The 23,758-nt window shown below is 61.5% G+C and carries 19 protein-coding genes and 1 pseudogene; 16 read left to right on the top strand and 4 right to left on the bottom strand.

Going from position 1 to position 23,758, the window contains the following annotated elements; translation table 11 throughout:
- The first annotated feature begins 30 nt into the window (after positions 1–30).
- The 11 genes and pseudogenes from ftsY (at position 31) to ffh (ending at position 13,877) form a co-directional block, all read left to right on the top strand.
- Complete coding sequence (ftsY, locus tag HMPREF2978_RS07880; protein ID WP_070744888.1) at positions 31–1,875, top strand: signal recognition particle-docking protein FtsY; 1,845 nt, start codon at positions 31–33, stop codon at positions 1,873–1,875.
- Positions 1,876–2,063: 188 nt separating this feature from the next.
- A complete protein-coding gene (locus tag HMPREF2978_RS07875) occupies positions 2,064–5,045 on the top strand; it encodes a DUF4040 family protein (RefSeq protein ID WP_070526898.1) in 2,982 nt (993 codons plus the stop codon).
- Positions 5,042–5,479 (top strand): cation:proton antiporter subunit C, encoded by a 438-nt coding sequence (locus tag HMPREF2978_RS07870; RefSeq protein WP_070526901.1) that lies wholly within the window; start codon positions 5,042–5,044, stop codon positions 5,477–5,479. The genes HMPREF2978_RS07875 and HMPREF2978_RS07870 overlap by 4 nt, the downstream gene beginning before the upstream one ends.
- Positions 5,480–7,021: a monovalent cation/H+ antiporter subunit D family protein gene (locus HMPREF2978_RS07865; RefSeq protein WP_070744886.1), complete on the top strand. Its 1,542-nt coding sequence runs from the start codon at positions 5,480–5,482 to the stop codon at positions 7,019–7,021.
- Entirely contained in the window at positions 7,022–7,576 is a 555-nt protein-coding gene (locus HMPREF2978_RS07860) for a monovalent cation/H+ antiporter subunit E (protein WP_070526907.1), read from the top strand.
- Positions 7,573–7,863 (top strand): cation:proton antiporter, encoded by a 291-nt coding sequence (locus HMPREF2978_RS07855; RefSeq protein ID WP_070445483.1) that lies wholly within the window; start codon positions 7,573–7,575, stop codon positions 7,861–7,863. The genes HMPREF2978_RS07860 and HMPREF2978_RS07855 overlap by 4 nt, the downstream gene beginning before the upstream one ends.
- Positions 7,864–7,867: 4 nt before the next feature.
- Positions 7,868–8,236, top strand: coding sequence for a Na+/H+ antiporter subunit G (locus HMPREF2978_RS07850; protein ID WP_070526910.1), 369 nt, complete (start codon positions 7,868–7,870; stop codon positions 8,234–8,236).
- Between the two features lie 157 nt (positions 8,237–8,393).
- Positions 8,394–9,780, top strand: a pseudogene (locus HMPREF2978_RS07845) (ammonium transporter).
- Between the two features lie 3 nt (positions 9,781–9,783).
- The gene (locus tag HMPREF2978_RS07840; protein WP_070526914.1) at positions 9,784–10,122 is read left to right on the top strand and encodes a P-II family nitrogen regulator; all 339 of its coding nucleotides are present in this window, start codon (positions 9,784–9,786) and stop codon (positions 10,120–10,122) included.
- Between the two features lie 3 nt (positions 10,123–10,125).
- On the top strand, positions 10,126–12,225 hold the full coding sequence (locus HMPREF2978_RS07835) for a [protein-PII] uridylyltransferase (protein WP_070526917.1): 2,100 nt from the start codon (positions 10,126–10,128) through the stop codon (positions 12,223–12,225).
- A gap of 50 nt (positions 12,226–12,275) precedes the next feature.
- Positions 12,276–13,877: a signal recognition particle protein gene (gene ffh / locus HMPREF2978_RS07830; protein ID WP_070526920.1), complete on the top strand. Its 1,602-nt coding sequence runs from the start codon at positions 12,276–12,278 to the stop codon at positions 13,875–13,877.
- A gap of 65 nt (positions 13,878–13,942) precedes the next feature.
- On the opposite strand, the gene HMPREF2978_RS07825 is transcribed toward ffh, so the two are convergent.
- A complete protein-coding gene (locus tag HMPREF2978_RS07825; protein ID WP_070744884.1) occupies positions 13,943–16,195 on the bottom strand; it encodes an acyltransferase family protein in 2,253 nt (750 codons plus the stop codon).
- A gap of 295 nt (positions 16,196–16,490) precedes the next feature.
- On the opposite strand from HMPREF2978_RS07825, the gene rpsP reads away from it, so the two are divergent.
- Positions 16,491–17,015 (top strand): 30S ribosomal protein S16, encoded by a 525-nt coding sequence (gene rpsP / locus HMPREF2978_RS07820; RefSeq protein ID WP_046648030.1) that lies wholly within the window; start codon positions 16,491–16,493, stop codon positions 17,013–17,015.
- A gap of 53 nt (positions 17,016–17,068) precedes the next feature.
- Here the strand turns inward: rpsP and HMPREF2978_RS07815 are convergent, their stop codons facing one another.
- Complete coding sequence (locus HMPREF2978_RS07815; RefSeq protein WP_246818742.1) at positions 17,069–17,704, bottom strand: TetR/AcrR family transcriptional regulator; 636 nt, start codon at positions 17,702–17,704, stop codon at positions 17,069–17,071.
- 56 nt (positions 17,705–17,760) lie between these two features.
- On the bottom strand, positions 17,761–18,159 hold the full coding sequence (locus HMPREF2978_RS07810; RefSeq protein WP_070744882.1) for a cupin domain-containing protein: 399 nt from the start codon (positions 18,157–18,159) through the stop codon (positions 17,761–17,763).
- Between the two features lie 33 nt (positions 18,160–18,192).
- Between HMPREF2978_RS07810 and rimM the strand changes: the two genes are divergently transcribed.
- The 4 genes from rimM to HMPREF2978_RS07790 are packed head-to-tail and all read left to right on the top strand — an operon-like array spanning position 18,193 to position 22,246.
- The gene (gene rimM / locus HMPREF2978_RS07805; protein ID WP_070526934.1) at positions 18,193–18,693 is read left to right on the top strand and encodes a ribosome maturation factor RimM; all 501 of its coding nucleotides are present in this window, start codon (positions 18,193–18,195) and stop codon (positions 18,691–18,693) included.
- The gene (gene trmD / locus HMPREF2978_RS07800) at positions 18,690–19,532 is read left to right on the top strand and encodes a tRNA (guanosine(37)-N1)-methyltransferase TrmD (RefSeq protein WP_070744881.1); all 843 of its coding nucleotides are present in this window, start codon (positions 18,690–18,692) and stop codon (positions 19,530–19,532) included. The genes rimM and trmD overlap by 4 nt, the downstream gene beginning before the upstream one ends.
- Before the next feature lies 1 nt (position 19,533).
- Positions 19,534–19,902, top strand: coding sequence for a hypothetical protein (locus HMPREF2978_RS07795; protein WP_070526939.1), 369 nt, complete (start codon positions 19,534–19,536; stop codon positions 19,900–19,902).
- Between the two features lie 40 nt (positions 19,903–19,942).
- Positions 19,943–22,246 carry a Tex family protein gene (locus tag HMPREF2978_RS07790; RefSeq protein WP_070744879.1) on the top strand — a complete coding sequence of 768 codons (2,304 nt, stop codon included), beginning with the start codon at positions 19,943–19,945 and terminating at the stop codon, positions 22,244–22,246.
- A gap of 244 nt (positions 22,247–22,490) precedes the next feature.
- Here HMPREF2978_RS07790 and HMPREF2978_RS07785 read toward each other — a convergent pair whose 3' ends face one another.
- Positions 22,491–23,630: an HNH endonuclease signature motif containing protein gene (locus HMPREF2978_RS07785; RefSeq protein ID WP_070526948.1), complete on the bottom strand. Its 1,140-nt coding sequence runs from the start codon at positions 23,628–23,630 to the stop codon at positions 22,491–22,493.
- Positions 23,631–23,758: the final 128 nt, after the last annotated feature.

Genomic DNA, 23,758 nt, shown 5'->3' with positions numbered 1-23,758 from the left:
GGCGTGGGCAACCCTGGCACTATGGAAAGCATGAATACTACTTTTCTGTGGATTGCGATAGCAGTCATCGTCCTGATTCTGCTGGTGGTCTTGTTCATTGTTCTGGGCAAGAAGCGCGGCGAGTCAAAGAAGGTCTCCTTTGAAAAGCCCGCGGAGGAGCCGAAGGAGCTGACCCAGCAGCAGAAGTCCGGCAACTACCAGGCCAAGTCTGGTTTTAATTTTGCCCCGGCTGGCGGCGGCGCTACCAAGGAACCTGTGCCTGCGGCTAAGGCTGACAAGCCCGCACCGGCCGAGCCCAAAGCTCAGCCGCAAGCGGAGAAGAAGTCTGAGCAGCGCGATGCCACCGAGCTCGCTAACGCTCAGCTCAAGGGCACGGAGGAGACTCAGAAGGCGGCGAAGCCTGCGGTGGAACCGACGCCTGAGGCAGAGCCGAAGCCTAAGGCAGAGCCCAAGCCGGAACCGGCTGCACAGAAGGACCAGGTAAAGGAGGAAGAGGATAAGGATTCCTCCGCTGGCCTAGCCGCTGCAGGAACTGCGGGCGTTGCTGCCGCTGGTACTGCTGCTTCCGGCGCCGCTGCCGTTGAGAAGGATGAAGAGGACACAGAGGAAGCTGTCCCGGCCACCGAACCGGAGACTGCTGAACCGGAGCCGGTAGTTGAAGCCCCGAAGGTAGAAGAGGAGGCTCCGGAAGAACCTGAGGTTCCGGCTGCGGAGGAGCCTTCTGCTCAGGTTGAAGCCGAAGAAGAGGCAGCGGAAGTGGTAGAAGCACAGCCTGAACCAGAAGCGCAGCCCGAGCCAGAGGAAGCTGAAGCAGAGGAGGCCGCTGCGGCGGCGGGGGCCCAAGCGGCGTCGGCAAGCGCGGCACTCGAGGCTGAGCCGGAGGAACTAGAGGTATCCGACGACGCTGAGGTCGTCGAGGCCCCGGCAGCCCAGCCGCAGGAGGATATTGCGCCGGCTGCCGGCCGCTTGGGCAAGCTGCGCGGGCGCCTGTCGCGTTCGCAGAATGCCATCGGCCAAGGCCTCATGGGTATTCTCTCCGCAGGTGACCTGGATGATGATGCCTGGGAGGAAATCGAAGACACCCTCATCATGGCGGATTTGGGTACGAAGTCCACGATGCAGGTTACAGACTCCCTGCGCGACAAGATTGCGGAGCGCGGAGTGAGCTCCGAGGCGGAAGCCCGCGCCATGCTGCGCGAGGCCCTCATCGAGGTGGGCCACCCGGAGATGGACCGTTCCATCAAGGCCATGCCGAATGAGGGCAAGCCGGCCGTCATCATGGTTGTCGGCGTCAACGGCACTGGCAAGACCACCACGATGGGCAAGCTGGCCCGCGTGCTCGTATCCATGGGACACAACGTTTTGCTCGGCGCGGCGGATACCTTCCGTGCAGCGGCCGCGGACCAGCTGGAGACCTGGGGTCGCCGCGTGGGCGCTACCACCGTGCGCGGCAAGGAAGGCGCGGACCCGGCTTCCGTGGCCTTCGACGCCGTGGCCGCTGGCGTAGATCAAGGAGTGGACGTCGTTCTCGTGGACACCGCTGGTCGTTTGCACACCTCCGTGGACCTCATGGACCAGTTGGGCAAGGTCAAGCGCGTGGTTGAGAAGAAGACCGACGTCGATGAGGTCTTGCTCGTGTTGGACGCAACGGTCGGGCAGAACGGCCTGACCCAGGCCCGCATCTTCCGCGATGTCGTCGACATCACCGGTGTTGTTCTGACCAAGCTCGATGGCACCGCTAAGGGCGGCATCGTCTTCCAGGTTCAGGAAGAACTGGGCGTGCCGGTCAAACTCGTGGGCCTTGGCGAGGGTGCAGATGACCTCGCGCCGTTTGAGGTTGAGGGCTTCGTGGATGCCTTGCTGGGGGAGAAGTAAGTCCTTATAGATCCCTGGGCTAGACCTAAGTTCTTTCGAGACGCAGCGCCTCCTTTGCGGGGCGCTTTCGTCGTCTTCGTCCCATTAAAGATGTGCTTTGGGGGAGGTCACAATGGTAGTCTAGGACAGTCCTGTCTATGTGAGGCTGATTAAACAGCCCTAACAACGGTTCGTGAGGCTACTCTTTCGTGACACTCTTGTATGTCGTCCTCCTCGCAGCTGTCGCAGTGGCGCTAGCACCAGTAGCCGTCAAGGTTGCTGATCGCGCAGCCGGCTACCCGCTAGCCGGCATTTTTATTATCGCCGCGGCACTGTTGGCTAAAGAATTTCCGGCACTGGCCCGGGGCGAAGAACTGTCCTATTCCGTGACGTGGGTGCGCGATGTCATCGCGCCAGGCGTTGACGTTAATCTCGCCTTCCGGGGCGATGCACTGGGCATTTTCTTTGCCATGTTGGCTCTCGTCATCGGCGCAGTGGTGTTCACCTACTCTGCGGCCTACCTGCCCAAAGGTAAAGGCAACGTCAGTTTTTATGTGCTGATGACAGCGTTTACGCTGTCGATTCTCCTGCTCGTGCTGGCTAACGACGTCGTGGTGCTCTTCCTGGCTTGGGAGCTGGTATCGCTGGCGTCGTTCATGTTGATCGCGCGCAGCGGCAAGTCCGGTGAGGCCGGTTCGCAGCGCACGCTCATCCTGACCTTCATCGGCGGCCTCACCTTGCTGTCCGGCGTGGCGATTGCCGCAACGGCTGCGGGGACCACGAGCCTCGAGGGCATCCTCGCCTCTGATGTGTGGGCCGAGCGCCCAGGCCTGACCGCCGGGGTTGCCATTCTCATTGCGGTCTCGGCGTTTACCAAGTCCGCGCAGTTCCCCTTCCACTTCTGGCTGCCGGAGGCCATGGCGGCCGCCACGCCGGTCTCGGCCTTCCTGCACGCAGCGGCCGTGGTGAAGGCCGGCGTTTATCTGTTGATTCGTTTCTCCACCATCTTCCATGATGTTGCAGCGTGGAACTGGCTGCTCATCGTCGCCGGTATGGGTACCGCAGTGATGTCGGCGGTCTTTGCCGTGCAGAAGACGGACTTGAAGAAGCTGACCGCGTACTCCACTGTGTCCCACCTGGGATGGATTGTGGCCACGATTGGTGTTGGCACCCCGTTCGCTATCGCAGCGGCCCTCGTGCACACGCTGGCGCACGCGTTGTTTAAGTCCTCCATCTTCATGCTCATTGGCGTCATCGACCACGAGGCTGGTTCACGTGACATCCGCCGCCTTGGTGTGCTGTGGAACAAGATGCCGTGGACCTTTGGCTCCATGCTCATTGGTGCTGCCTCCATGGCGGCGGTCCCGCCGCTGTTTGGCTTCGTGTCGAAGGAAGGAATGCTCACCGCCTTCGAGGAGGCACCAATTGGCTCGACCGGCCAGGTGCTGCTGCTCATCGTCGCCGGCGTGGGTGCGTTCTTCACTTTTACCTACTCCGCCAAGATCATCTTCGGTGCCTTCTTCGATGGCCCACGCAACATGTCGCATGTTCATGAGGCGCCGGTCAGGCTGTGGCTGCCCGCGGCGCTGCCCGGTGTGATGTCGGTGCCGATCATCTTCGTCATGGGAGCGCTCGATAAGCCGCTCGATAACATCGTGGCGGCCATCGGCATGGAGGGTCATTCCCACCTCGCGCTGTGGCACGGCCTGAACGTTCCGCTGCTTATTTCCGTGGTGGTGCTTATCGCTGGCATCATCGCGTTGTTCTTCCGTACGCCGCTGTGGACCGCGATGGAGGAGCGCCAGCTCCTGCCGCGCACCGGTAACCAAATCCTGAAGTGGATCCAGGACGTGTGCGCAGCCTTCGGCCGCTTCGTCGGCCGCATGTCGGATACCCACAACCCGTCGAAGCTCATCCTGCCGATTGTCCTCCTCGTCATCATTCTTGCGGGCTCCACTTTGGTGTCGACGGGCGTCGACGGCGTGGCCTTGAACCCGCGCGTGGATGGCCTGGACAACCCGTGGGATCTGCTGCCGCTGGGCATCGTGGCGCTGTCGATGTTTGGCTTGGTTCGTACCCGCAACCGCCTCACGGGGGCGGTCATGATTGGTACCGCGGGTACCGGCGTGACCTTGCAGATGTTCCTGCTGGGTGCACCGGACGTTGCCTTGACCCAGTTCACGGTGGAGGCGCTGTCCGTCATCGTCATGATGATGGTCCTGCGCTACCTGCCGGAGAAATTCCACCCGGTACAGAACACCAACCGTAAGGTTGGCTCCATCGTGGTGGCGGTGCTCGCCGGACTCACCGCATTCCTTGGTGTGTGGGCGCTGATGGGCCGCCACGAGCGCTCCGACTTGTCCATGTGGTACCTCAATAACGCCCCAGACATCACTGGCGGCGATAACGTCGTGGCCACCATCATCGTGGAATTCCGTGCGCTTGATACCTTGGGCGAGCTGTCGGTGCTCGGCATGGCCGCCGTCGTGATCGCCGCGGTCACCTCGACGCTGCCGCGCTTCCCGTTTACCTCCGGTACGCGTCCGGCGCCGTTCGGTCAGTCGCAGCTCAACTCGGTTCCGCTGCGTAAGGGAATTTCCATTGCCATCCCGATTCTGGTGGTCATGTCCTTCATCGTGTTCTACCGCGGGCACCAGGCTTCCGGCGGCGGCTTCCCGGCTGCTCTCATCATGGGCGCGGCCATCGGCCTGACGTATCTCTCACGCGGCACCGATGAGATTGTCTTCGGCCGCATGACCCCGATTCACCTCACCGGCGTGGGCATTATCGTGGCGCTGGTAGCTGGCTTCATCGGCTACATCCCGACGTCGCATAGTTCCGGTGGTTTCTTGACTGCCATCCACGGCCACGCCCTGGGGCAGCACTGGACCACGTCGCTCATCTTTGACCTGGGTATCTACCTGGCGGTCCTGGGCATGCTCACGATGGCCATCAATGCTTTGGGTGGCTATCTGCGGCCAGGCACCGAGCGGGACTTCTTGCCGTGGGTCCACGATGATGATTCCGCGTTGCCGAACACGCCGCGCGTGGTGCTGGAGGATGTCGATGACCCCTACCCCGAATCCATCAACCCGTCTTCGGACCCAACGGCGTTGCTCAATGAATCCGAGGCACGCCGCCGCGCGTCCTCGCCCCACCACACTTCGGCTACAGAGGAGAAGAGCTCATGATCCTCGCACTGACCATTGCATTGCTCATCGGTAGCGCTGTCTACCTCATCCAGCAGCGCGGCCTCGTGCACATCGTGCTGGGCATGATGGCCTTCGGCCACGGTGCCAACCTCATGCTTCTGGCCACCGGCGTGTACTCCTACCGCGGAGAGTCCTTTCCGTCGCAGGTGGGCATGGACCAGATGGCTGACCCGCTGCCGCAAGCCTTTGTGCTGACCGCCGTGGTGATTTCCATGGCAACCTCGACCATCCTGCTGACCATGGCGGCGATGGGCGCGAACGACGACACGGACGTCGTGGAGCCTGTGGATGACAACACCATTGACCACGCTTTCTCCACTCTGGGACGAGATACCCAGAACCGCGAGATTCTGCAGCGCTCGGCCAACAAGATGGATCGTTTGAAAGAACTCGAACAAGAGGAGGACAACTAGATGTATGACACCGTAAGCGCCCTCCTCCCGCTCTTCCCGGCGGTTCCCCTCGTATCGGCGGCGCTCGCATTGCTCGCGCCGTGGCATCGTGTGCGCGATGCCATCATGCTCATCGTTCCGGGCGTGGGTATCTTCGCTTCCTTTGCGCTGCTGCTCTACACCATGAACAACGGTGTGGTGGCGCATAGCGTGGGTAACTACGTGGGTAACGCAGGTATCGCCTTCGCGGCCGATACCTTCTCAGCACTGATGCTCATCACGACGATGATCGTGGCCTTCGGCGCCAACTGGTTTGCCATCGTGGGCGGCGAGACTAAGTCTCGCTACTACCCATCGCTGACGCTTATCTTGATCACCGGCGTGTGCGGCGCCCTGCTCACCGCTGATCTCTTCAACTTCTTCGTGTTCATCGAGGTCATGCTACTGCCGTCCTATGGCCTCATCACCATGTCTGGTACCTGGTCACGCTTGGCTGCCGGCCGCGCCTTCGTGCTGGTGAACTTGTTCGCCTCCACGCTTTTGGTGGTCGGTGTGGGCTATATCTACTCGGTGGCTGGCGTGGTCAACCTGGCGGCGCTCACGGGTGCTGCCGCCGGTAATGGTCCGGTGACGGTGGCCTCGGGCATCATCGTTATCGCCATCGCCGCGAAGGCCGGTGTGTTCCCCGTGCAGTCGTGGCTGCCGCGCACCTACCCGGGAACGTCCGCTGCCGTCATGGGCCTGTTCTCTGGCCTGCACACCAAGGTCGCGGTGTACATGCTCTACCGCCTGTGGGTGCAGCTCTTTGATATGGACCAGCGGTGGGGGACACTCATCATCGTCATCATGATCATCTCCATGCTGGTTGGTGCTTTCGGCGGCCTAGCTGAAAACTCCATTCGCCGCGTGCTGGGCTACCAGATGCTCAACGGTATGCCCTTCATCCTCGTGATGATGGCCTTCACTACCCATGATGCCCAGCGCGCGCTGGCTGCTGGAATCCTGTACACCATTCACCACATGCTCACGGTGGGCTCGCTTATTTTGGCCTCCGGTGCTATTGAGGAGACCTACGGTACGGGCAGGCTCAACAAGCTTTCTGGCTTGGCGCGCCGTGATCCGATTATCGCGTGGATCTTTGCCGCCGGTGCCTTCTCCGTCGTGGGCTTCCCACCCTTCTCCGGTATGTGGGGCAAGGTCCTCATCGTCGCGGAAATCGCCCGTACCGGCGGGGGATGGGCCTGGACCGTAATCACGGTGATCATCATCGCGTCCTTCGCGGCATTCCTTGCCATGTTGCGCGTGTGGCGCCGAGTCTTCTGGGGCAAGGACCTGCCCAAGGAGAAGGTGCCCGATGAACTTGTGATTCGCAAGAAGCTGATGGCGCCCTCGGCAGCGCTCATTTTGGGCTCGCTGACCATGTTCGTTCTATCCGGTCCGGTCATCAGCGTCACGATGGAAGCCTCAGCGGACTTGTTGAATACGGAGGCTTATGCAGACGCAGTGCTTGGCGACGACCCCGTAGCCCTACCCGACATCGACTCCCTTCAGGAGGGCCGTTAAATGAAGACTGCAGTGCATGCCGTTGTCTACGCGCTATGGCTGATCAAGGAAATCTTCGTCGCGGGTTTCTCGCTCGCCGCGGAATCCTTCAAGCCGCAGAATAACTACCGGCCGGTAGTGGTGCGGTACCCCTTGCGCGTGACTAGCGCGTGGGAGATCTTCTGGTTCACCTCGTCCATTACGGCAACCCCGGGGACGCTGTCCTTGGGTTTGCGCGAGCCGGTGGCAGAAGGCCTGCCGCGCATCGTGCTGGTTCAGGCGGTCATGGGGGATGACCCAGCCAGCATCATGGAAGATCTGGCGGATATGGAGGAGCGCCTCGCCCCGCGGGTGAAGGGAATTGACTATGGCGTTCCTGGTCAGGGCCCCACAAAGGAGCTCGCGCCCACGTTTTACGAGTACCCGCTGGATACGCTGGGCCGCCATATGCGTGCACCCGATATCGCGAAGACGGACGATACCCCGCTGGCCGCGCATGATGTGGAGAAGTATTCCGTGTGGCCCCTGCGCCAGGTTGCGCAGAACAAGGATGCCCGAAAGGATGATAAGAAATGATTGATTTTTCCTCGATGAGCGCCTTTCAATGGGTAGTTTTTGTCTGTATTTTCCTCATTGGTGCATCGGTGTGCGCGGCGTTGGTGCTGGCGTTGCGCTCCCGCGATGAGCTCACCCGAACCGTGATGAGTGACATGGTCTTTTACGGCATGCTGTGCATGTATATTTCGTGGTCCATGACTAATCACGCGTCCATCGTCTATGACATCGCCATGCTCGCGGCTATTGCGGCCGGCGTTCTGCCGACGTTGTCGATGGCCCGCATCATCTCGAAGGGTAGGAGGTAAGACCATGACTATCGCGGAGATTATCGCCTCGATTCTGTTGGTCGTAGCCACGGTCTTGGTCATTGGGACCGCCATCGCCTTGTGGCGTGCGCCCGATGCCCTGACCCGCGTCAACCTGCTGGGGCCGACGGTCGGTTTGGCCGTTCCGCTGCTGCTTGTGGCGAAGTTGGTCGTGGATTTTGCTGAGAACGGGTTTTCCCTGTGGTCGCTGATCAAGGTCATGATCGCGTGTTTCGGCGTGTGGATCATCGCGTCGGTGGGCTCCTTCTACATGGGCCGTTCCATCTACGGCGTGACCGTCACGGATGTGAAGTACGCCAAGCGCATGCGCAAGAGTATGCAGACAGTTGAAGCCTCTGAGGAAGAAATCTAGGGGAGAAGCTTCAGGAAAGCGGTGAGGATAGTGCTGTTCTCACCGCTTTTTAGATCGTGGATGTGATCTAGGACTCATACTTCTTCCTAAATCTATAGAGCTATAGGTATTTTGGGAACTGTACCTATCAAGTTATAGAAAAGAGGTTAGTTGAACTATGACTCCTGATGCATTCTCGTCCGGTGATGCAGCGTGGATGCTGATCAGCGCATCCTTGGTGCTGCTCATGACCCCCGGATTGGCATTGTTCTACGGCGGAATGGCGGGCAATCGCCACGTCCTCAACATGATGATGATGTCCTTCGGCGCGTTAGCGCTGGTCCCAGTACTCTACGTCCTGTGGGGATGGTCAATGTCTTATGCGGGCAGTTCGCTGGCGGGAATCGTGGGCAACCCGTTTGAAGCCTGGGGGCTGCGCGGCCAAATCACCGGGCCCGCCGCCGAGTACATTGCCGGTAGCGCTGGTTATCCCAACGTCATCGACATCGGTTTCCAAGCCACGTTCGCCATTATTTCGATAGCCATCATCTCCGGTGCCCTCGCCGGCCGCGTGAAGTTTTCCGCGTGGTTAACTTTCGCAGGCGTGTGGGTGACCTTCGCCTACTTTCCGCTCGCCCACATGGTGTGGGGCGGGGGGAGTGCTCTCCCATGCCCCGCGCTCACTCGCAGCGTGGCTCTTCGGTGTATCAAACGGTGAGGCCCTCATCGCTCCCATCGACTTCGCCGGCGGTACCGTCGTGCACATCTCCGCTGGTGCGGCTGCCCTGGTTCTGGCCATCGTCGTGGGCCCGCGCGCGGGCTTTCCGAAGCACATCGATAGGCCCCACAACCTCCCGATGGTGATGCTGGGCGCTGCGCTTCTGTGGTTCGGCTGGTTCGGTTTCAATGGCGGTTCCGCCTTCGCTGCGGATGGGCTAGCAGGCTTGGCATGGCTCAACACCACTGTTGCGGCGGCCGCAGCGATGCTCGGCTGGATGCTGGTCGAACGCATCCGAGACCACGCCGCTACTTCGCTTGGCGCAGTATCCGGCGCTATTGCGGGACTCGTCGCCATCACCCCGGCGGCAGGAGCGCTCAGCCCGCTCGGTTCTCTCGCCCTCGGCTTCCTCGGCGGGATTATCGCCTGCCTGTGCATCGGCCTGAAGTACCGTTGGGGCTTTGATGATTCCCCGGATGTCGTTGGAGTCCACCTGTGCGCTGGTCTGTGGGGAACCGTCGGATTGGCCTTCTTTGCCACGGATAACGGCATCCTCACTGGGCACTTTTCGGAAGGCCTCAAGCTGCTCGTCGTCCAAGCGCTCATCGCGATCGTCGCGATGCTGTTCTCAGCTGCTATTACTCTGGTGGCGGCACTCATCATCCGCGCCACCCTGGGGTGGCGGATTGATGATGAAGCCGAAGGCATCGATCTGTCTGAGCACCGTGAGACCGCTTATGATTTCCGTGAGTCCGTGGCGTCGCACCGCCGCCACACCCACGACGCTAGGATTAATCCTGCACCAACCGTCCAGCCGCGGGTCGACACCGCCGGAGCTAAGGAGTAACAGATGAAGCTCATCACTGCCATCGTCAAACCGTTCACGCTGCCGGAAATCCGTGAGGCCTTGGAGCAGCACGACGTGCACGGCCTGACCGTGACCGAGACCCAGGGTTTCGGTCAGCAGCGCGGCCACAGCGAGGTCTACCGTGGTGCCGAGTATGCCACCGACTTCGTACCCAAGGTCAAGCTGGAGGTAGTCACCTCCGACGAACAGGTGGAGGATATCCTTTCTGCCATCGTTGATGCTGCCTATACCGGAAAGATCGGTGACGGCAAGATCTGGATTACTCCTGTTGAGGACGTCATCCGCGTGCGCACCGGCGAGCGCGGCGAGGCAGCCCTGTAAGAAGTGTCTACGGCCGCTCAACTGCGTGAGGAAGCCTATGCCTCGGCGATAGATCTCACGCAGTCCCTGCAGCTTCCGCCCGGCTGTGCGCTTGCCGCCACGGGTTCCTTCGCCCGCCGGGCGATGGCCCCTTTTTCGGATCTCGACCTCATCCTCCTTCACCCGGATGATATGGAGCTGCCCGAAGATGTGGTCGCCGAAATCTGGTACCCCATCTGGGATGCCAAATACCGGCTTGACTACGCTGTGCGCACTCCGCGCGAGTTCGGTGCCATCGCCGGTTCTGATCCCGCCGCCGGCTTCGCGCAGCTGGACCTGGCCTTCGTCGCCGGCGATAAGCAGCTGGTAGATTCTACCCGCGCCCAGGTCTATGCCTCGTGGCGTCGCCTGCTGCAGAGCAACTTCGACGCTTTCGTCGACCTCGCCATCACCCGCTGGCGCCGCTCCGGCACCCTGGCCACGATGACCCACCCGGATATTAAAAATGGGCGCGGCGGCCTGCGCGATATCCAATTCCTGCGGGCGCTCGCCCTCGGCAACCTCGCGGATGCCCCAGCACTTGAGGAGGAGCAGGCCTTGCTTCTCGACGTCCGCACGCTCCTCCACGTCACCGCCCGCCGGCACCGCGACGTCCTCGACCCCGAATTCGCCGCGGAGATCGCCCACGAGCTTGGTTTCGCCGACCGTTATGAGTTGTCCGCGGCCGTCGTCACCGCTGCTACTGCGGTAGACAAAGCCGTGGAGAGGGCATTGGCGACTGCCCGGGGAGTCGTATCCAAACGCAGCCACAACCGCACACGCAAACCCCTCGATATCGGGGTGGTTGATGCCGGGGGCGAGATCCGTCTCGCACGCACCGCCAACTTGGATGAGCCGTGGTTGCTTTTGCGCGTGGCCGCCGCCGCAGCGCGCTCGGGCAGAAGCGTCCCGCCTCATGTCTGGGAACAGCTGCGCGAGTTGCCGGAACTGCCCGAACGCTGGCCCGCCGCTGCGACGGATGCATTCTTCAGTTTATTGTCCTCGCCCCTCAACACTCCGCGCCTCATCCAGGAGATGGACGCCCATGGCCTGTGGGAGCGAATCGTCCCAGAGTGGGAGCACATTCGAGGCTTGTTGCCGCGGGAGCGCACGCACTCTCACACCGTGGACTATCACTCCATCCTTACCGTCGCGCGCTGTGCAGAAGCCCGCACCTCCGTGGCGCGGCCCGATCTGCTGCTCTTGGTGGGGCTCTACCACGATATTGGGAAAGGATATGGCCGCCCTCACGAGCTGGTGGGGGCGGAGATGGTGGCGCGTGCCGCGGCCAAGCTTGGTCTCGACCTGGCGGATCGCTCCCGCGTGCAAACCGTGGTCGCAGAGCACACCACTCTGGCGCGCATCGTCTCCCGCACGGACCCCTTATCCGATGAAGCGCGTGACGAGCTCCTCGAAGCCGTGCGTTATGACTACCTGACTCTGGCGCTCCTCGTTGTGCTCGCCCGCACCGATGCCGAGTCCACCGGTCCTAGCGTGTGGAACCGCAGGCTGGAGAAGGGAATCGAAGCGGTCAGTGGCCGCGCTTTCGCACAACTGGAAGCACTTCGACCAGTTCGTCCTCTGGTTGCCGCCGACCGTGATATCGGACTGCGCCACAACCCCGAGGATGACAGCTTTACCGTCCTGTGGCGCGGCAGCTACCAACGGGAGGCTGTGCGCGCGCTGGCGCTCATCGCAGCGTTGGGCTGGAACATCCTCTCCTCGCGCCTCGTGCGCACTGAGGAGGGCTATGCTGGCGAATTCGATATCCGCGCCCTCCACGGTGCCATCGATCTCGCAACGGTAGAGGAACGCCTCGTGCAGTCTTATAAATCCGGAACTTACACGGTGCTGCCGGATTTTGTACCAGGGCCCGCGACTGCGATGTGGACCAGGGGAGTCTTTGAGGTTCGAATTGATGACTACCCAGGTACCCTAGGCCACGTGCTGGCGCTGCTTCCGGAGTGCGAGTGGCTATCCACCACCACACCGGGCGCCACGATGGTGCTTCACGCAGTGCCGCTTGGCGACGTCCCCCGTGCCACCCTGGTCCGGAATGTGACCCAAGCACTGGTCAACGGCTAAGCTGGGGAAGTTATAAATTTATCCACGATAGTTGAGGGAGCACTTTTAACGTGTTTGAGTCTTTGTCTGACCGCTTGCAATCAGCCCTGTCCGGCCTGCGCGGCAAGGGCAAGCTGACCGAGGCGGACATCAATGCCACAGCACGCGAAATCCGTCTGGCGTTGCTGGAGGCGGACGTCTCGCTCAACGTCGTGCGCGGCTTTATTAAGCGCATTAAGGAACGCGCGGCAGGTGCCGAGGTTTCTGAGGCACTGAACCCGGCGCAGCAGGTAGTCAAGATCGTCAACGAGGAGCTCATCGAGATTCTCGGCGGCGAGACCCGCCGCCTGAACCTGGCGAAGAACCCGCCGACGGTCATCATGCTCGCCGGCCTTCAGGGTGCTGGTAAGACCACCTTGGCGGGCAAGCTTTCCAAGCATCTGGCTTCCAAGGGGCACACCCCGATGCTGGTGGCTTGTGACCTCCAGCGCCCGGGCGCGGTGCAGCAGCTGCAGATCGTCGGCGAGCGCGCCGGGGTAGACGTCTACGCTCCGGATCCTGGCACCTCCCTGGATTCCCACGAGCATGAGATGGGTACCTCTCATGGGGATCCGGTGGACGTCGCCAAGCGCGGTATCGAAGAGGCCAAGCGCACCCAGCACGATATCGTCATCATCGATACCGCCGGCCGCCTCGGCATTGATGAAACCCTGATGACGCAGGCCCGCAATATCCGCGACGCCGTCAACCCGGACGAAGTCCTCTTCGTCATCGACTCGATGATCGGTCAAGACGCAGTGCAGACCGCCGAGGCCTTCCGCGATGGCGTGGACTTCACCGGTGTCGTCCTGACCAAGCTGGACGGTGACGCTCGCGGTGGTGCGGCGCTGTCCATTCGTGAGGTCACGGGCAAGCCCATCATGTTCGCCTCCACCGGTGAGAAGCTCGAGGATTTCGATGTCTTCCACCCGGAGCGCATGTCCTCGCGAATTCTGGGCATGGGTGACCTGCTGACACTGATTGAGCAGGCGGAATCCAAGCTGGATCAGTCCAAGGCGGAGGAAGCCGCCAAGAAGATGGGCTCCGGCGAGATGACGCTCAATGACTTCTTGGACATGATGCTCATGGTGCGCAATCTGGGCCCGATGGGCAACCTGCTCAAGATGATGCCCGGCGGCAACAAGATGAACCAGATCGCCGACATGGTCGACGAAAAGCAGCTCGACCGCATCCAGGCCATCATCCGCGGTATGACGCCGGAGGAGCGCGAGAACCCGAAGATTCTCAACGCTTCGCGCCGCAAGCGTATTGCCCTCGGTTCTGGTGTGAGCGTTTCTGACGTCAATCAGCTCATCGAGCGCTTCACCGAAGCCAAGAAGATGATGTCGCAGATGGCCGGTCGTTTTGGCATGCCGGGCATGGGCGGTGGGCGTTCCGCTACCAAGAAGAAGCCGAAGGGCCGCAAGGGCAAGAATGGTAAGCGCAAGCCGCCGAAGCGTCGTGGTGGGGGAATGCCTGGCATGGGTGGCGGGATGCCGTCGATGCAGGAACTGCAGAAGATGCAGGAACAGCTCGGCGGCGGCATGCCCGGGCTAGGCGATATCAAGATGCCCAAGGGCATGGAGAATATCGACCTCAACAACCTGGACTTTGGGCAGGGCAAAAAGAAATAACGAAGAATGCAGCAGCATTCTTCGTTAAGAAAGGGCCGGCGCTTTTTAGCGCCGGCCCTTTTGGATTAAATGGCTTTATCTGCTGGATATGCAGGATAGGGGATAGGCACCGCGGGTGTGGCCGGTGACGTCTCAGCGGTCTGGGGCACCATGGGACTGTCCGTCGGAATCTGCGGGGGCTGCTGCTGCACCGTCTCGCCATTGAGGAAGGGGGTGATGGCTTCACGGATGAGCGGGATGGCCGAATCCGCAAAGGCCTTGGTGAAGTGGTGCATATCGCGGTAGACCATGATGTTGCCGATGATGACCGGGCAATCGCCGTTGGCATCGCAGAACCACTTCGAGGTGTCCACGGCCAGCATGTTCTTGTACTGGGAGAGGACTTCGGCGCCGGGGTCATAGGGAGCGTAGACCTCTTCGAAACGCATGCCGCAGCCGAGGGAATCCTGGGTGGCTACGTAGCATTCATCAAACTGGAGGCCATTGCCGTGCTCATCGAATCCCCACGGGTTATCACGGAAGCCCAAGAAGGGAATATCGTGCTTGGCCAACTCGTCCCAGAAGGCCTTATAGCCGGGCGGGACAGCGTCTGGGCCGTGACCCAAGGGCTGACCGGGGCGCGTTGAATTAGAAACTACGAGGGCCGGGTCCGCGTCGATAATGCGCTTGACCGCTTCCTTGCTCCACTCGGCGCAAGAAGGCTTGACACTCAGTTCATCGCCGAGCTCAATGGGGCAACCCACGCGGGTGAGCGGAACCAGCTTGAAACCCATCTCGCGGCCCAAGTGATCCAAGGCCGAAGAGTACTGCTCCGCGTGCGAACCGCCTACTAAGTAGACCTCGACGTCGGAATCAACGTCACCAAAGATGCACGGCGTCACGCCGTCCTTCTGGGTCTCGATGAAGTAGTCCGTTGGCTCTTGTTCCGGGATGAAGCACCAGTTATCGGCGACTGGCGGCTGGATGCCACGCGCGAGAATCGGATCAGGCTTGATCTCTACGTTCTCAGGCGGCGTGATGTTCTCGACGAAGGTCGTTGCCCCTGGGTAGAGCTTCGGGTCGAGGATTTCGTGGTTCGCCTCCTGTAGGCTGCGCAGCCACAGCGGTTGAACGGCCACGAGTGCAACGGTGCAGGCGGCGACGACGACTCCGCCAACGCCGCGCAGAGCGCCGGTGCGCGTGCGAAGGTCGGCGAAACCGCGGTGGACGGGGAGGTCGTCGGCAAGCGGGCGTTTGCGGTGCTGGCGCAGGGGCTTTTCGACGAAACGGTGCGTCACGTCCGCCAAGCCCAGCGACACCACGATGATGATGGATCCGAGCCACCACGGAGGAGTCTCAAGACCGAGCGCGGCGATGGAAATGATGAGTAGCGGCCAATGCCACAGGTAGAGCGGGTAGGCGATATCACCGAGCCAGCGAGATACCCGGGTGGTGAGCACCCGCGAGAACGACCCGCCAGAACCAATGATGATGAGTACTGCACCGCCGATGGGCAGAAGAGACAGCGGCCCAGGGAAGGCCAAGCTGTCGGAGATAACTAGGCCGGTACTAGCCAGAGCCGCCAAGCCGAGAGCCGTGGCGAGGTTGGACAGGCGCTGCGGCATGCGCAGGTGCGAACCATAAATGACGAGCACTGCGCCCAAAGTCAGCTCCCAAGCGCGAGACCATGTGGAGTAGTAATTTTCGGGGGTGCCGAAGAGTCCGTCGCGGGATGCATAGGCAAAAGAGACGACGGTAACTACGAGGAGAATCGGGCCAGCGATGGAATTAATGGAAGAGAAGCGCTGTTCTCGCAGCCCCGTGTTCTTTGGGCGCAGGCGCATGAAAGCGGCCAAGCCAAGGGCGAAGAAGATGCCCAGTAGGTAGAACTGGCCCTGCACTGCCATGGACCACATGTGCTGCAGAGGCGATGTTGTTGCTGAAGCGGCGGCGTAGTCAGCGTTCTGCCGTGCCAATTCCCAGTTCTGGTAGTAGAAGACCGTCGCAGTGATCTGCTTGGTGAGCTCCGTGTTCATGAGCTTCGGCGCGAAGAGCCGGACAAGCACATAGCTCACGCCGATGACGAGCACGAGGGAAGGAACAAGCCGGCGGAGCGTGCGCCAGATGGGCCACCACGGGTTCAGGGAGGCATTCGGCCGTGCGGCATAGCGCAGCTGCGAGCCTAAGAAGAAGTAACCGGAAAGCAGGAGGAAGACATCGACGCCACCTGAGACACGACCAACGAAGACGTGGTACAGAACAACCAAGGCGATCGCGATGCCGCGGAGGCCGTCGAGGTCATAACGGTAGCGGAATGTAGAGGGGGCTTGTTTATTCATAAAAAGAGGATTGTGTGGCGTCGAAATAACCGCATTACAGACTACCCCCTTCGCGGGGTAAGGCCTAACCACGCAAGAGCTAAGGGGAATTTCCTATCTCGTGTGGGTTCCGCTAAAGTTGTTGAGGTTGTTCACGCACCGCGTGGAGGACACGTAAAACTTCATCTCTGCGTAACGTCGGTACCGCCTACGGACGGCCGGCACGTCACGCGCAGGATAAAATTCAAGGGTTGAACCGGCGCGCCACCAAGCGGCGCGTGTCTGAACTGCCCGGTGACTAGAAAAGGAGCCAATCATGGCCGTTAAGATCAAGCTGCAGCGTATGGGTAAGATCCGCAACGCTGAGTACCGTGTCATCGTTGCTGATGCACGCACCCGTCGCTCCGGCAAGGCTATCGAGAACATCGGTATCTACCAGCCGAAGCAGGAGCCGTCCCTGATTCAGATCGATTCCGAGCGCGCTCAGTACTGGCTGGGTGTCGGCGCACAGCCGACCGAGCCGGTTCTCGCACTGCTCAAGGTGACCGGTGACTGGCAGAAGTTCAAGGGTCTGCCGGGCGCAGAGGGCACCCTGAAGGTTGCTGAGCCGAAGCCGTCCAAGCTGGACCTCTTCAACGCTGCACTGGCTGAGGCCAACAACGGCCCGACCATCGAGGCTATCACCGAGAAGAAGCGCAAGGCCAAGGAAGAGGCCGAGGCTAAGGCTGCCGCCGAGAAGGCTGCTGAGGAAGCCGCTGCTGCTGAGGCTGCTAAGGCCGAGGAAGAGGCTGCTAAGGCTGAAGAGGCCGACTCCGCTGAGGCTGAGGAGTCCGCAGAGTAAGTTCTACTCGGCTAAAAGATTAACCCCGCTGACCTGTAGGTCGCGGGGATTATCTAGTTTTTCGGCCGTGGGAGGCGGACCTCCAGAGGATTTTCGAAGTCCAACCCGCGGACAGCGGAGGCAATAACCGACTGCGCCATAGCTTCCACCTTTTCCTCCGGTAGCGATCCCAAATGACCGCTGAGGCACAAGACTGTGAAACCGTGCACCGTGGACCATCCGGCTAGGCAATTCTGCATCATGTGCTGCCTATTGGGTTCCTGGCCAATCGAGCGCGCGTACTGTGCCATGTAGCCGTAGAAATTGAACATGGCTTGTACACGGGGGTCTTCGCCGGGCCCCTCAGCCGCGGCTACGAGCCCGGCCGGAATATCAAAGCTGCTCGCGGCCATCATGCACATAAAGAAGTGCGGCTCTTCCAAGGCATGGTGGAAGTAGGTGAAACCGGCCGCCATCATTTTGTCAATGATGGTGCCCTCCGTCGTTTCGAAGGTATCGCTGAGCTTGGTGATGAGTTCGTAGGTGGCGACGGTCCCGACGGCGTCGAGAAGCGCGGCTTGGTCCTTGAAGTGACGGTAGGCGGCTGTCGGGGAGACACCGACCGCGCGCGTTGCCGCGCGAATCGTCACCGCCTCCGGTCCACCTTCCCGGCCGAGCTTGATGGCCTCCCGGAGGATCTCTTCATGCAAATTTCCATGGTGATACGGCTTCGAACTACTCACAATAAAAGTATCGTACTAAAAGTCTAGACATTCGCGCCAATGTTCGGCGTTAACATGGTGAGCAGCATGAGTGCAGGTTGATCGCTGCAGGACACCGCATGTGGTATGCGCGCCGGAAGGTGCACGATTTGTCCGGGAACGAGCACGTGCTCTTCTTCTCCGCAACTAAAAGTCACCGCTCCTTGTAGCACTTGGACAGTGATAGGGTGCGCGGCTTTGTGGTCAGGTAGGTCTTGTCCAGGTAGGAACGAAAAGAGGATGAGGTTCGCGCCATCGGCGCTGAGGACCCGCTTAACGGCTGGTCTGGGGCGCGATGGGTTCGGTTCAGGCGCCTCATCGAGCAGGTTTAGCGTTGTGAGGGCGGCGCTGTTGTGGGAGGCGTCGCCAAAGGTGGTCACATCATTGATCGGAAGCTCAGTCATGCCGCCCCAGCGTAGCCCGTTAAGCTAGCAGGCATGGAACTACTCATTGGTCGCGTGGTGAAATCCCACGGCATTAAAGGCGAGGTCTCCGTCGAGGTGACCACCGATTCCCCTGAGACCCGATTCGCCGTCGGCGAGGTTCTCCACGGCACACAAGGCAAGAAGGAACACGAACTCACCATCGCTGCGGTGCGCGCCCACAAGGGGCGCCTGCTCATCACGTTCAAGGAAGTCCCGGACCGCACGGCCGCGGATTCCCTGCGCGGCACCCAGTTCTTCGCCGAACCCCTGGATGACCCGGAAGACGACGGCTTCTATGACCACGAGTTAGAAGGTCTGCGCGTTCTCCTTGATGGTAGTGAGGTGGGCGAGGTGACCGGCGTGACGCACGGTCCCACGCAGTCCCTCCTTGAAATCACTCTCACCGAAGGTAAAGAAGCGCTCGTTCCCTTCGTGGAGGAGATCGTGCCGGAGGTTGATTTGGAGGCGGGGACCTGCACCATCACCCCGCCGGAAGGGCTGCTCGACCTATGAGGATTGACGTTCTCACCATTTTTCCGGAGTACCTCGACCCGCTGCGCCACGCGCTGCTGGGCAAGGCCATCGAGCAGGGAAAGCTTGCGGTGGGCGTGCACGACCTGCGCCAGTGGGCCACCGACGTGCACAAATCTGTCGACGATTCCCCCTACGGCGGTGGCCCCGGAATGGTGATGAAGCCTGAGGTCTGGGGGCCGGCGCTTGACGACGTCTCCTCTGGCACCGCCTCGACCCGGGATCTGCAGAGCGCTCTGCCGCACCTGAGCAAGCCGCGCCACGACGACATCCATGGCGTCGAGGCACGCTCCTATGGCGAAAGCGAGAATTCGGACAAGCCGCTGCTTATCGTGCCGACTCCCGCGGGAAAGCCTTTTACGCAAGCCGATGCACAAGCGTGGTCCACCGAGGAACACATTGTGTTCGCGTGTGGGCGCTACGAGGGCATCGACCAGCGCGTCGTCGAGGATGCCGCGCAGCGCTACCGCGTGCGAGAGGTGTCCATCGGCGATTATGTGCTCATCGGCGGCGAGGTGGCCGTGCTGGTCATCGCCGAAGCTGTGGTACGCCTTATCCCCGGAGTGCTGGGGAACCGGCGCTCGCACGAAGAGGATTCCTTCTCCGATGGCCTGCTGGAGGGGCCCAGCTACACCAAGCCGCGCGAGTGGCGCGGCCTCAAGGTCCCGGACGTGCTGACCTCTGGTGACCATGCCCGCGTGGACCGGTGGCGCCGCGAGCAGTCGCTGGCGCGAACATGGCAGCGCCGCCCAGAGCTGCTGGACGCGGCAGAGTTAAGTGACACCGATCGCGCCTACCTGGAAACCCTAAAGGAGGATTGAGATGGACGTGAGTACTGACTTGTCAATACTTATGACTGAGGCTGAATGGAACAAGGTCCTCAAAGACATGCCGCAGCGCCTGCACGAAGGCGGAGTCGAGCCACAGGACATCAACGCCGAGGTCGTGTCATTTACCTGCGAACCCGACAACATCTTGGTCAATGAGTACATGGATAAGCACGGCCAGCCGCCGGTGAGCGAACACGTGTGGCGCGTCATCGTCAACGGCGCCTCTGAACTGCCGCTGACCAAGGTCACCGCCGCCGTCGCGGAGTGCTTGCCGCCGCACACACTCTGGTACGGAACCTCAGAGATTGGTCACACCGAGTTTGGCCTGGGCACTTCCTGCGCGTGGCAGGGCGGGGTATAGGGTGAGAAGGTCTTAAGTCCCCGACCCAAAAAGAGGTTTTGTGAATATCGCAGCCACCATCGCTGGAGAGCTGGGCGTCAAAGAACAGTTTGTCGAAGCCGCCCTCAAGCTCCTGGCGGAGGGTAACACCGTTCCGTTCATTGCCCGTTACCGCAAGGAAGCCACCGGCGGGCTGGATGACTCGCAGCTGCGTATCATCGAGGAGCGCTCGACCTACCTGCGGGAACTGGAGGAGCGCAAGGAAACGGTGCTCGCCGCGATTGAGGAGCAGGGCAAGCTGACCGACGAGTTGCGTGCCCTCATCCAGGGCTGCGAAACCAAGGCGCGCCTGGAGGATCTGTACCTGCCGTATAAGAAGCGCCGCAAGACCAAGGCGGATATCGCGCGTGAGGCCGGCCTGGAGCCGCTCACGGATAAGCTCATCGAGAATCCCTCGGCGGATCCGGCCGAGCTGGCAGGGGAGTATCTCACCGAAGGTTTCGAGGAAACGAAGAAGGCCCTTGAGGGTGCTCGCGCTATCTTGGTGGACCGCTTTGCGTTGGACGCGGATCTCGTCGGTGAGGTCCGCGAGCGCATGTACACCAGCGGTTCCATGAATGCCGGTGTGGTGGAAGGCAAGGAAACCGAGGGCGCGAAGTTCAAGGACTACTTCGAGTTCTCTGAGCCCTTCGACAAGCTTCCTTCGCACCGCATCCTGGCGCTGTTGCGCGGCGAGAACGAAGGCGTGCTGCAGCTCAACCTCGATGCCGGTGATGACGCCATGTATGAGGGCATGATCGCAGACCGCTTCGACCTGGACGTGTCTACGTCCCGCTGGCTTGCCGACGCCGTCCACTGGGGCTGGCGCACCAAACTCTCCATCTCCTCGGGCCTCGACGTGCGCATGCGCCTGAAAGAGAAGGCCGAGGAAGGCGCACTCAAGGTTTTCGCCACCAACTTGCGCGACGTTCTGCTGGCGGCCCCAGCGGGCCAGCGCGCGACGCTGGGTTTGGACCCGGGCTACCGCAACGGCGTCAAGTGCGCGGTCGTCGACCCGACGGGTAAGGTCCTTGCCACCACCATCGTCTACCCGCACCAGCCGCAGCAGAAGTGGGCCGAGGCGGTGAGAGAGTTGGCGTCGTTAAGCGCGGCTCATTCGGTGGACCTTATGGCGATTGGTAATGGCACTGCTTCGCGTGAGACGGAGAAGCTTGCCGGTGAAGTCGCGGACCTCATCGCGCAGGCGGGTGGGAAGCGGCCGAACCCGGTCGTGGTCTCGGAAGCCGGCGCGTCGGTGTATTCGGCTTCGCAGCTGGCAGCCGATGAATTTCCCGACATGGACGTCTCCCTGCGCGGCGCGGTCTCGATCGCGCGCCGACTGCAGGACCCGCTGGCGGAACTGGTGAAGATTGACCCGAAGGCGATTGGCGTGGGGCAGTACCAGCATGACGTCAACCAAGTCGCACTTGCGCGCACGCTCGATGGCGTGGTGGAAGACGCGGTGAATGGCGTCGGCGTGGACCTGAATACGGCGTCGGCCCCGTTGCTCGAGCGCGTGGCCGGCGTGAACTCCACGATTGCGGCCAACATCGTGGCCTACCGCGATGAGAATGGCACGTTTGCCTCGCGCAAGGAGCTGAAGAAGGTGCCGCGCTTGGGGCCGAAGGCCTTCGAACAGGCGGCGGGCTTCCTGCGCATCAATGGCGGTAAGGACCCGCTGGATGCTTCGGCCGTGCATCCGGAGGCGTACCCGGTGGTGGCGCGCATCGCGGAGAAGACCGGTCTGGGGGTGTCGGAGCTCATCGGCAATTCGCGAGTGTTGACGACGCTGTCGCCGGCAGACTTCGCCGACGAGACCTTTGGTGTTCCGACGGTGACGGATATCATCGCGGAGCTGGATAAGCCGGGCCGCGACCCGCGCCCAGAATTCAAGACGGCTACCTTCAAGGAAGGCGTAGACAAGGTCTCGGACTTGAAACCGGGCATGATTCTGGAGGGTACCGTGACCAACGTTGCGGCCTTTGGTGCCTTCATTGACGTCGGCGTGCACCAGGATGGTCTTGTTCATGTCTCCGCGATGAGCCACAAGTTCGTCTCTGACCCGCACGATGTGGTCCGCTCGGGCCAGGTGGTGAAGGTCAAGGTCATGGAGGTCGACGTGGAGCGCCAGCGCATTGGCTTGTCGCTGCGGCTTGACGACGAACCCGGCCAGCCCGCCCCCAAGCGCCGCAACGGCGGTGGGCGTTCCGAGGGGCGCGGCGGCCGCTCCGACCGTCGCAACTCCCGCCGCGACGGTGGGCGTGGCCGCTCGGACCGCGGCGGCGGTGGTTCGATGGCCGATGCCCTCAAGAAGGCCGGCTTCTAAAGTTCACCTAGTTGCGCACCAAACCCCCTGACTGTTCAAACGGTTGGGGGTTTGCGAGTTTTCAGCGGCTTCTTCTGTACGGACGGTGGGTTGGACAAGCCCGTGGGGTGGAGCGATCGCCGAAGGCGCGGAGGACCTCGCAAACGTTGAGGTTTCCGCGTGGCGCAAGGCTGAGTCCGCCGAGTTAAGGGGGTCGGGGTGCCGGTTCGGCGTGCGGACGTGTGCGGTTAAGCTGCGGCGAAGATTATTCGTGCGGCGGCGCAGTGGTGGGTGGTGATGGGCGTATGTCCGGCGGATCGGGTGGTTGGCTTGTAGGGGTGCTCGTCGGGCTTGCGGCCTGTCGATTTACGGCTTCTTGGTAGGCCGGCTGCGCTGTAATCGGCGTTCCCCAGGGCGGGATGTAGTCAACCGGTCCTTTCAACCGAAAGACGTAGCCTCTGCCGGTCGGGCTTGTCGGGTCATCGTCGTTGATGCCATTGTGGTAGGCGCACAGCATGGTTAGGTTGGGCGGATTGGTTTCCCCGCCCGCTTGCCAGGGGACGATGTGGTGGACTTGGCAGTAATCGGCTGGCTTGTTGCAGTCTTCGATCGCGCAGGTGGGGTGCTCCGCGCTGGCCATGATGCGCTGCTCGAGGCTGGCAAAGCGCGAAAGCCGGTGCAGCCACACCGGGCCGATGGTGGGGTGGACTAATGTGGCGTAGCCAGTCTCGGCGAATTTGTAGGTGAGAAACTCCGCGCCGCTCATGCGCCCGCCGTTGGTGAGTTCGAGCTCGATGTCGTCGCCGTCGTGGCGGATGATTTTGTCAAGCTCGTCGAGTGTTATCACGACGTTTGTTCCCACTGCCGGCCGAGACCCCACTCCTTCTTTAAAGAAGACCTGGCGGGTGGCGTCCAGGAGGTCGGTGGGGTTAATGGACTCCAGGGTGCTGCGCATGGTGGAGATGTTGAGCGCGGAATCAGTAACCGTGAGCGAGTAAGGACCATTCTTGCGGTAAGTCAGCCGCACTCCTGGTGAAGGCACGCGTTTCGGTTTGAGTTCCTTCACTCGCTGCGCCGCCACTGAAGGCACCCGTTCCGAGGGCACGGAGGCGAGCGCGACGCGCAAATTCCAGACGTCAACCTGCTTCTTCAGCTTCGCGGTGTAGGACTCAATCAGGCTCAGCGTGGCCAGGTCGTGGCCTTGGCGTTGGGCCGCCTGGCGGGCGGTGCGCTGCTTGCCGGTGAAGCGGGTATCGCCGAAATAGATGGCATGAAGCGACGCCAGCTCCTCCGCATCGCCGTGCGAGGCGCCAAGTGCGCGCAAGCTTTCGGGTGTGCTGGTTGCTGCTTCCACCAGCGCAATCCCCGAGTTGCGAAGGCGGATGTAGGTTTCAATATCCCCCATGTGCACAGAGCCTAAAACAGGCCACGCGGCCCCGCAACCGGAGAAGAAAACGCCCTGCCTACAGGCTGTAAAGGGCAGGGGCTTGCCGGATGAAAGCCCGATTCGAATGCACTCGCCCGCCCGTCACA

Source organism: Corynebacterium sp. HMSC074C01 (assembly GCF_001814605.1).
Classification (GTDB): domain Bacteria; phylum Actinomycetota; class Actinomycetes; order Mycobacteriales; family Mycobacteriaceae; genus Corynebacterium.
Note: the sequence above shows the minus strand (reverse complement) of the source record. Positions and strands in the feature narration are given on the sequence as shown.

Coding starts and splice junctions, on each gene's coding strand:
- HMPREF2978_RS07795 (WP_070526939.1), top strand. CDS start 19,534: ATGGACGTGAGTACTGACTTGTCAATACTTATGACTGAGGCTGAATGG.
- HMPREF2978_RS07855 (WP_070445483.1), top strand. CDS start 7,573: ATGATTGATTTTTCCTCGATGAGCGCCTTTCAATGGGTAGTTTTTGTC.
- HMPREF2978_RS07825 (WP_070744884.1), bottom strand. CDS start 16,195: ATGAATAAACAAGCCCCCTCTACATTCCGCTACCGTTATGACCTCGAC.
- ftsY (WP_070744888.1), top strand. CDS start 31: ATGAATACTACTTTTCTGTGGATTGCGATAGCAGTCATCGTCCTGATT.
- HMPREF2978_RS07850 (WP_070526910.1), top strand. CDS start 7,868: ATGACTATCGCGGAGATTATCGCCTCGATTCTGTTGGTCGTAGCCACG.
- HMPREF2978_RS07810 (WP_070744882.1), bottom strand. CDS start 18,159: ATGACTGAGCTTCCGATCAATGATGTGACCACCTTTGGCGACGCCTCC.
- HMPREF2978_RS07840 (WP_070526914.1), top strand. CDS start 9,784: ATGAAGCTCATCACTGCCATCGTCAAACCGTTCACGCTGCCGGAAATC.
- rimM (WP_070526934.1), top strand. CDS start 18,193: ATGGAACTACTCATTGGTCGCGTGGTGAAATCCCACGGCATTAAAGGC.
- HMPREF2978_RS07870 (WP_070526901.1), top strand. CDS start 5,042: ATGATCCTCGCACTGACCATTGCATTGCTCATCGGTAGCGCTGTCTAC.
- HMPREF2978_RS07785 (WP_070526948.1), bottom strand. CDS start 23,630: ATGGGGGATATTGAAACCTACATCCGCCTTCGCAACTCGGGGATTGCG.
- trmD (WP_070744881.1), top strand. CDS start 18,690: ATGAGGATTGACGTTCTCACCATTTTTCCGGAGTACCTCGACCCGCTG.
- HMPREF2978_RS07860 (WP_070526907.1), top strand. CDS start 7,022: ATGAAGACTGCAGTGCATGCCGTTGTCTACGCGCTATGGCTGATCAAG.
- HMPREF2978_RS07865 (WP_070744886.1), top strand. CDS start 5,480: ATGTATGACACCGTAAGCGCCCTCCTCCCGCTCTTCCCGGCGGTTCCC.
- rpsP (WP_046648030.1), top strand. CDS start 16,491: ATGGCCGTTAAGATCAAGCTGCAGCGTATGGGTAAGATCCGCAACGCT.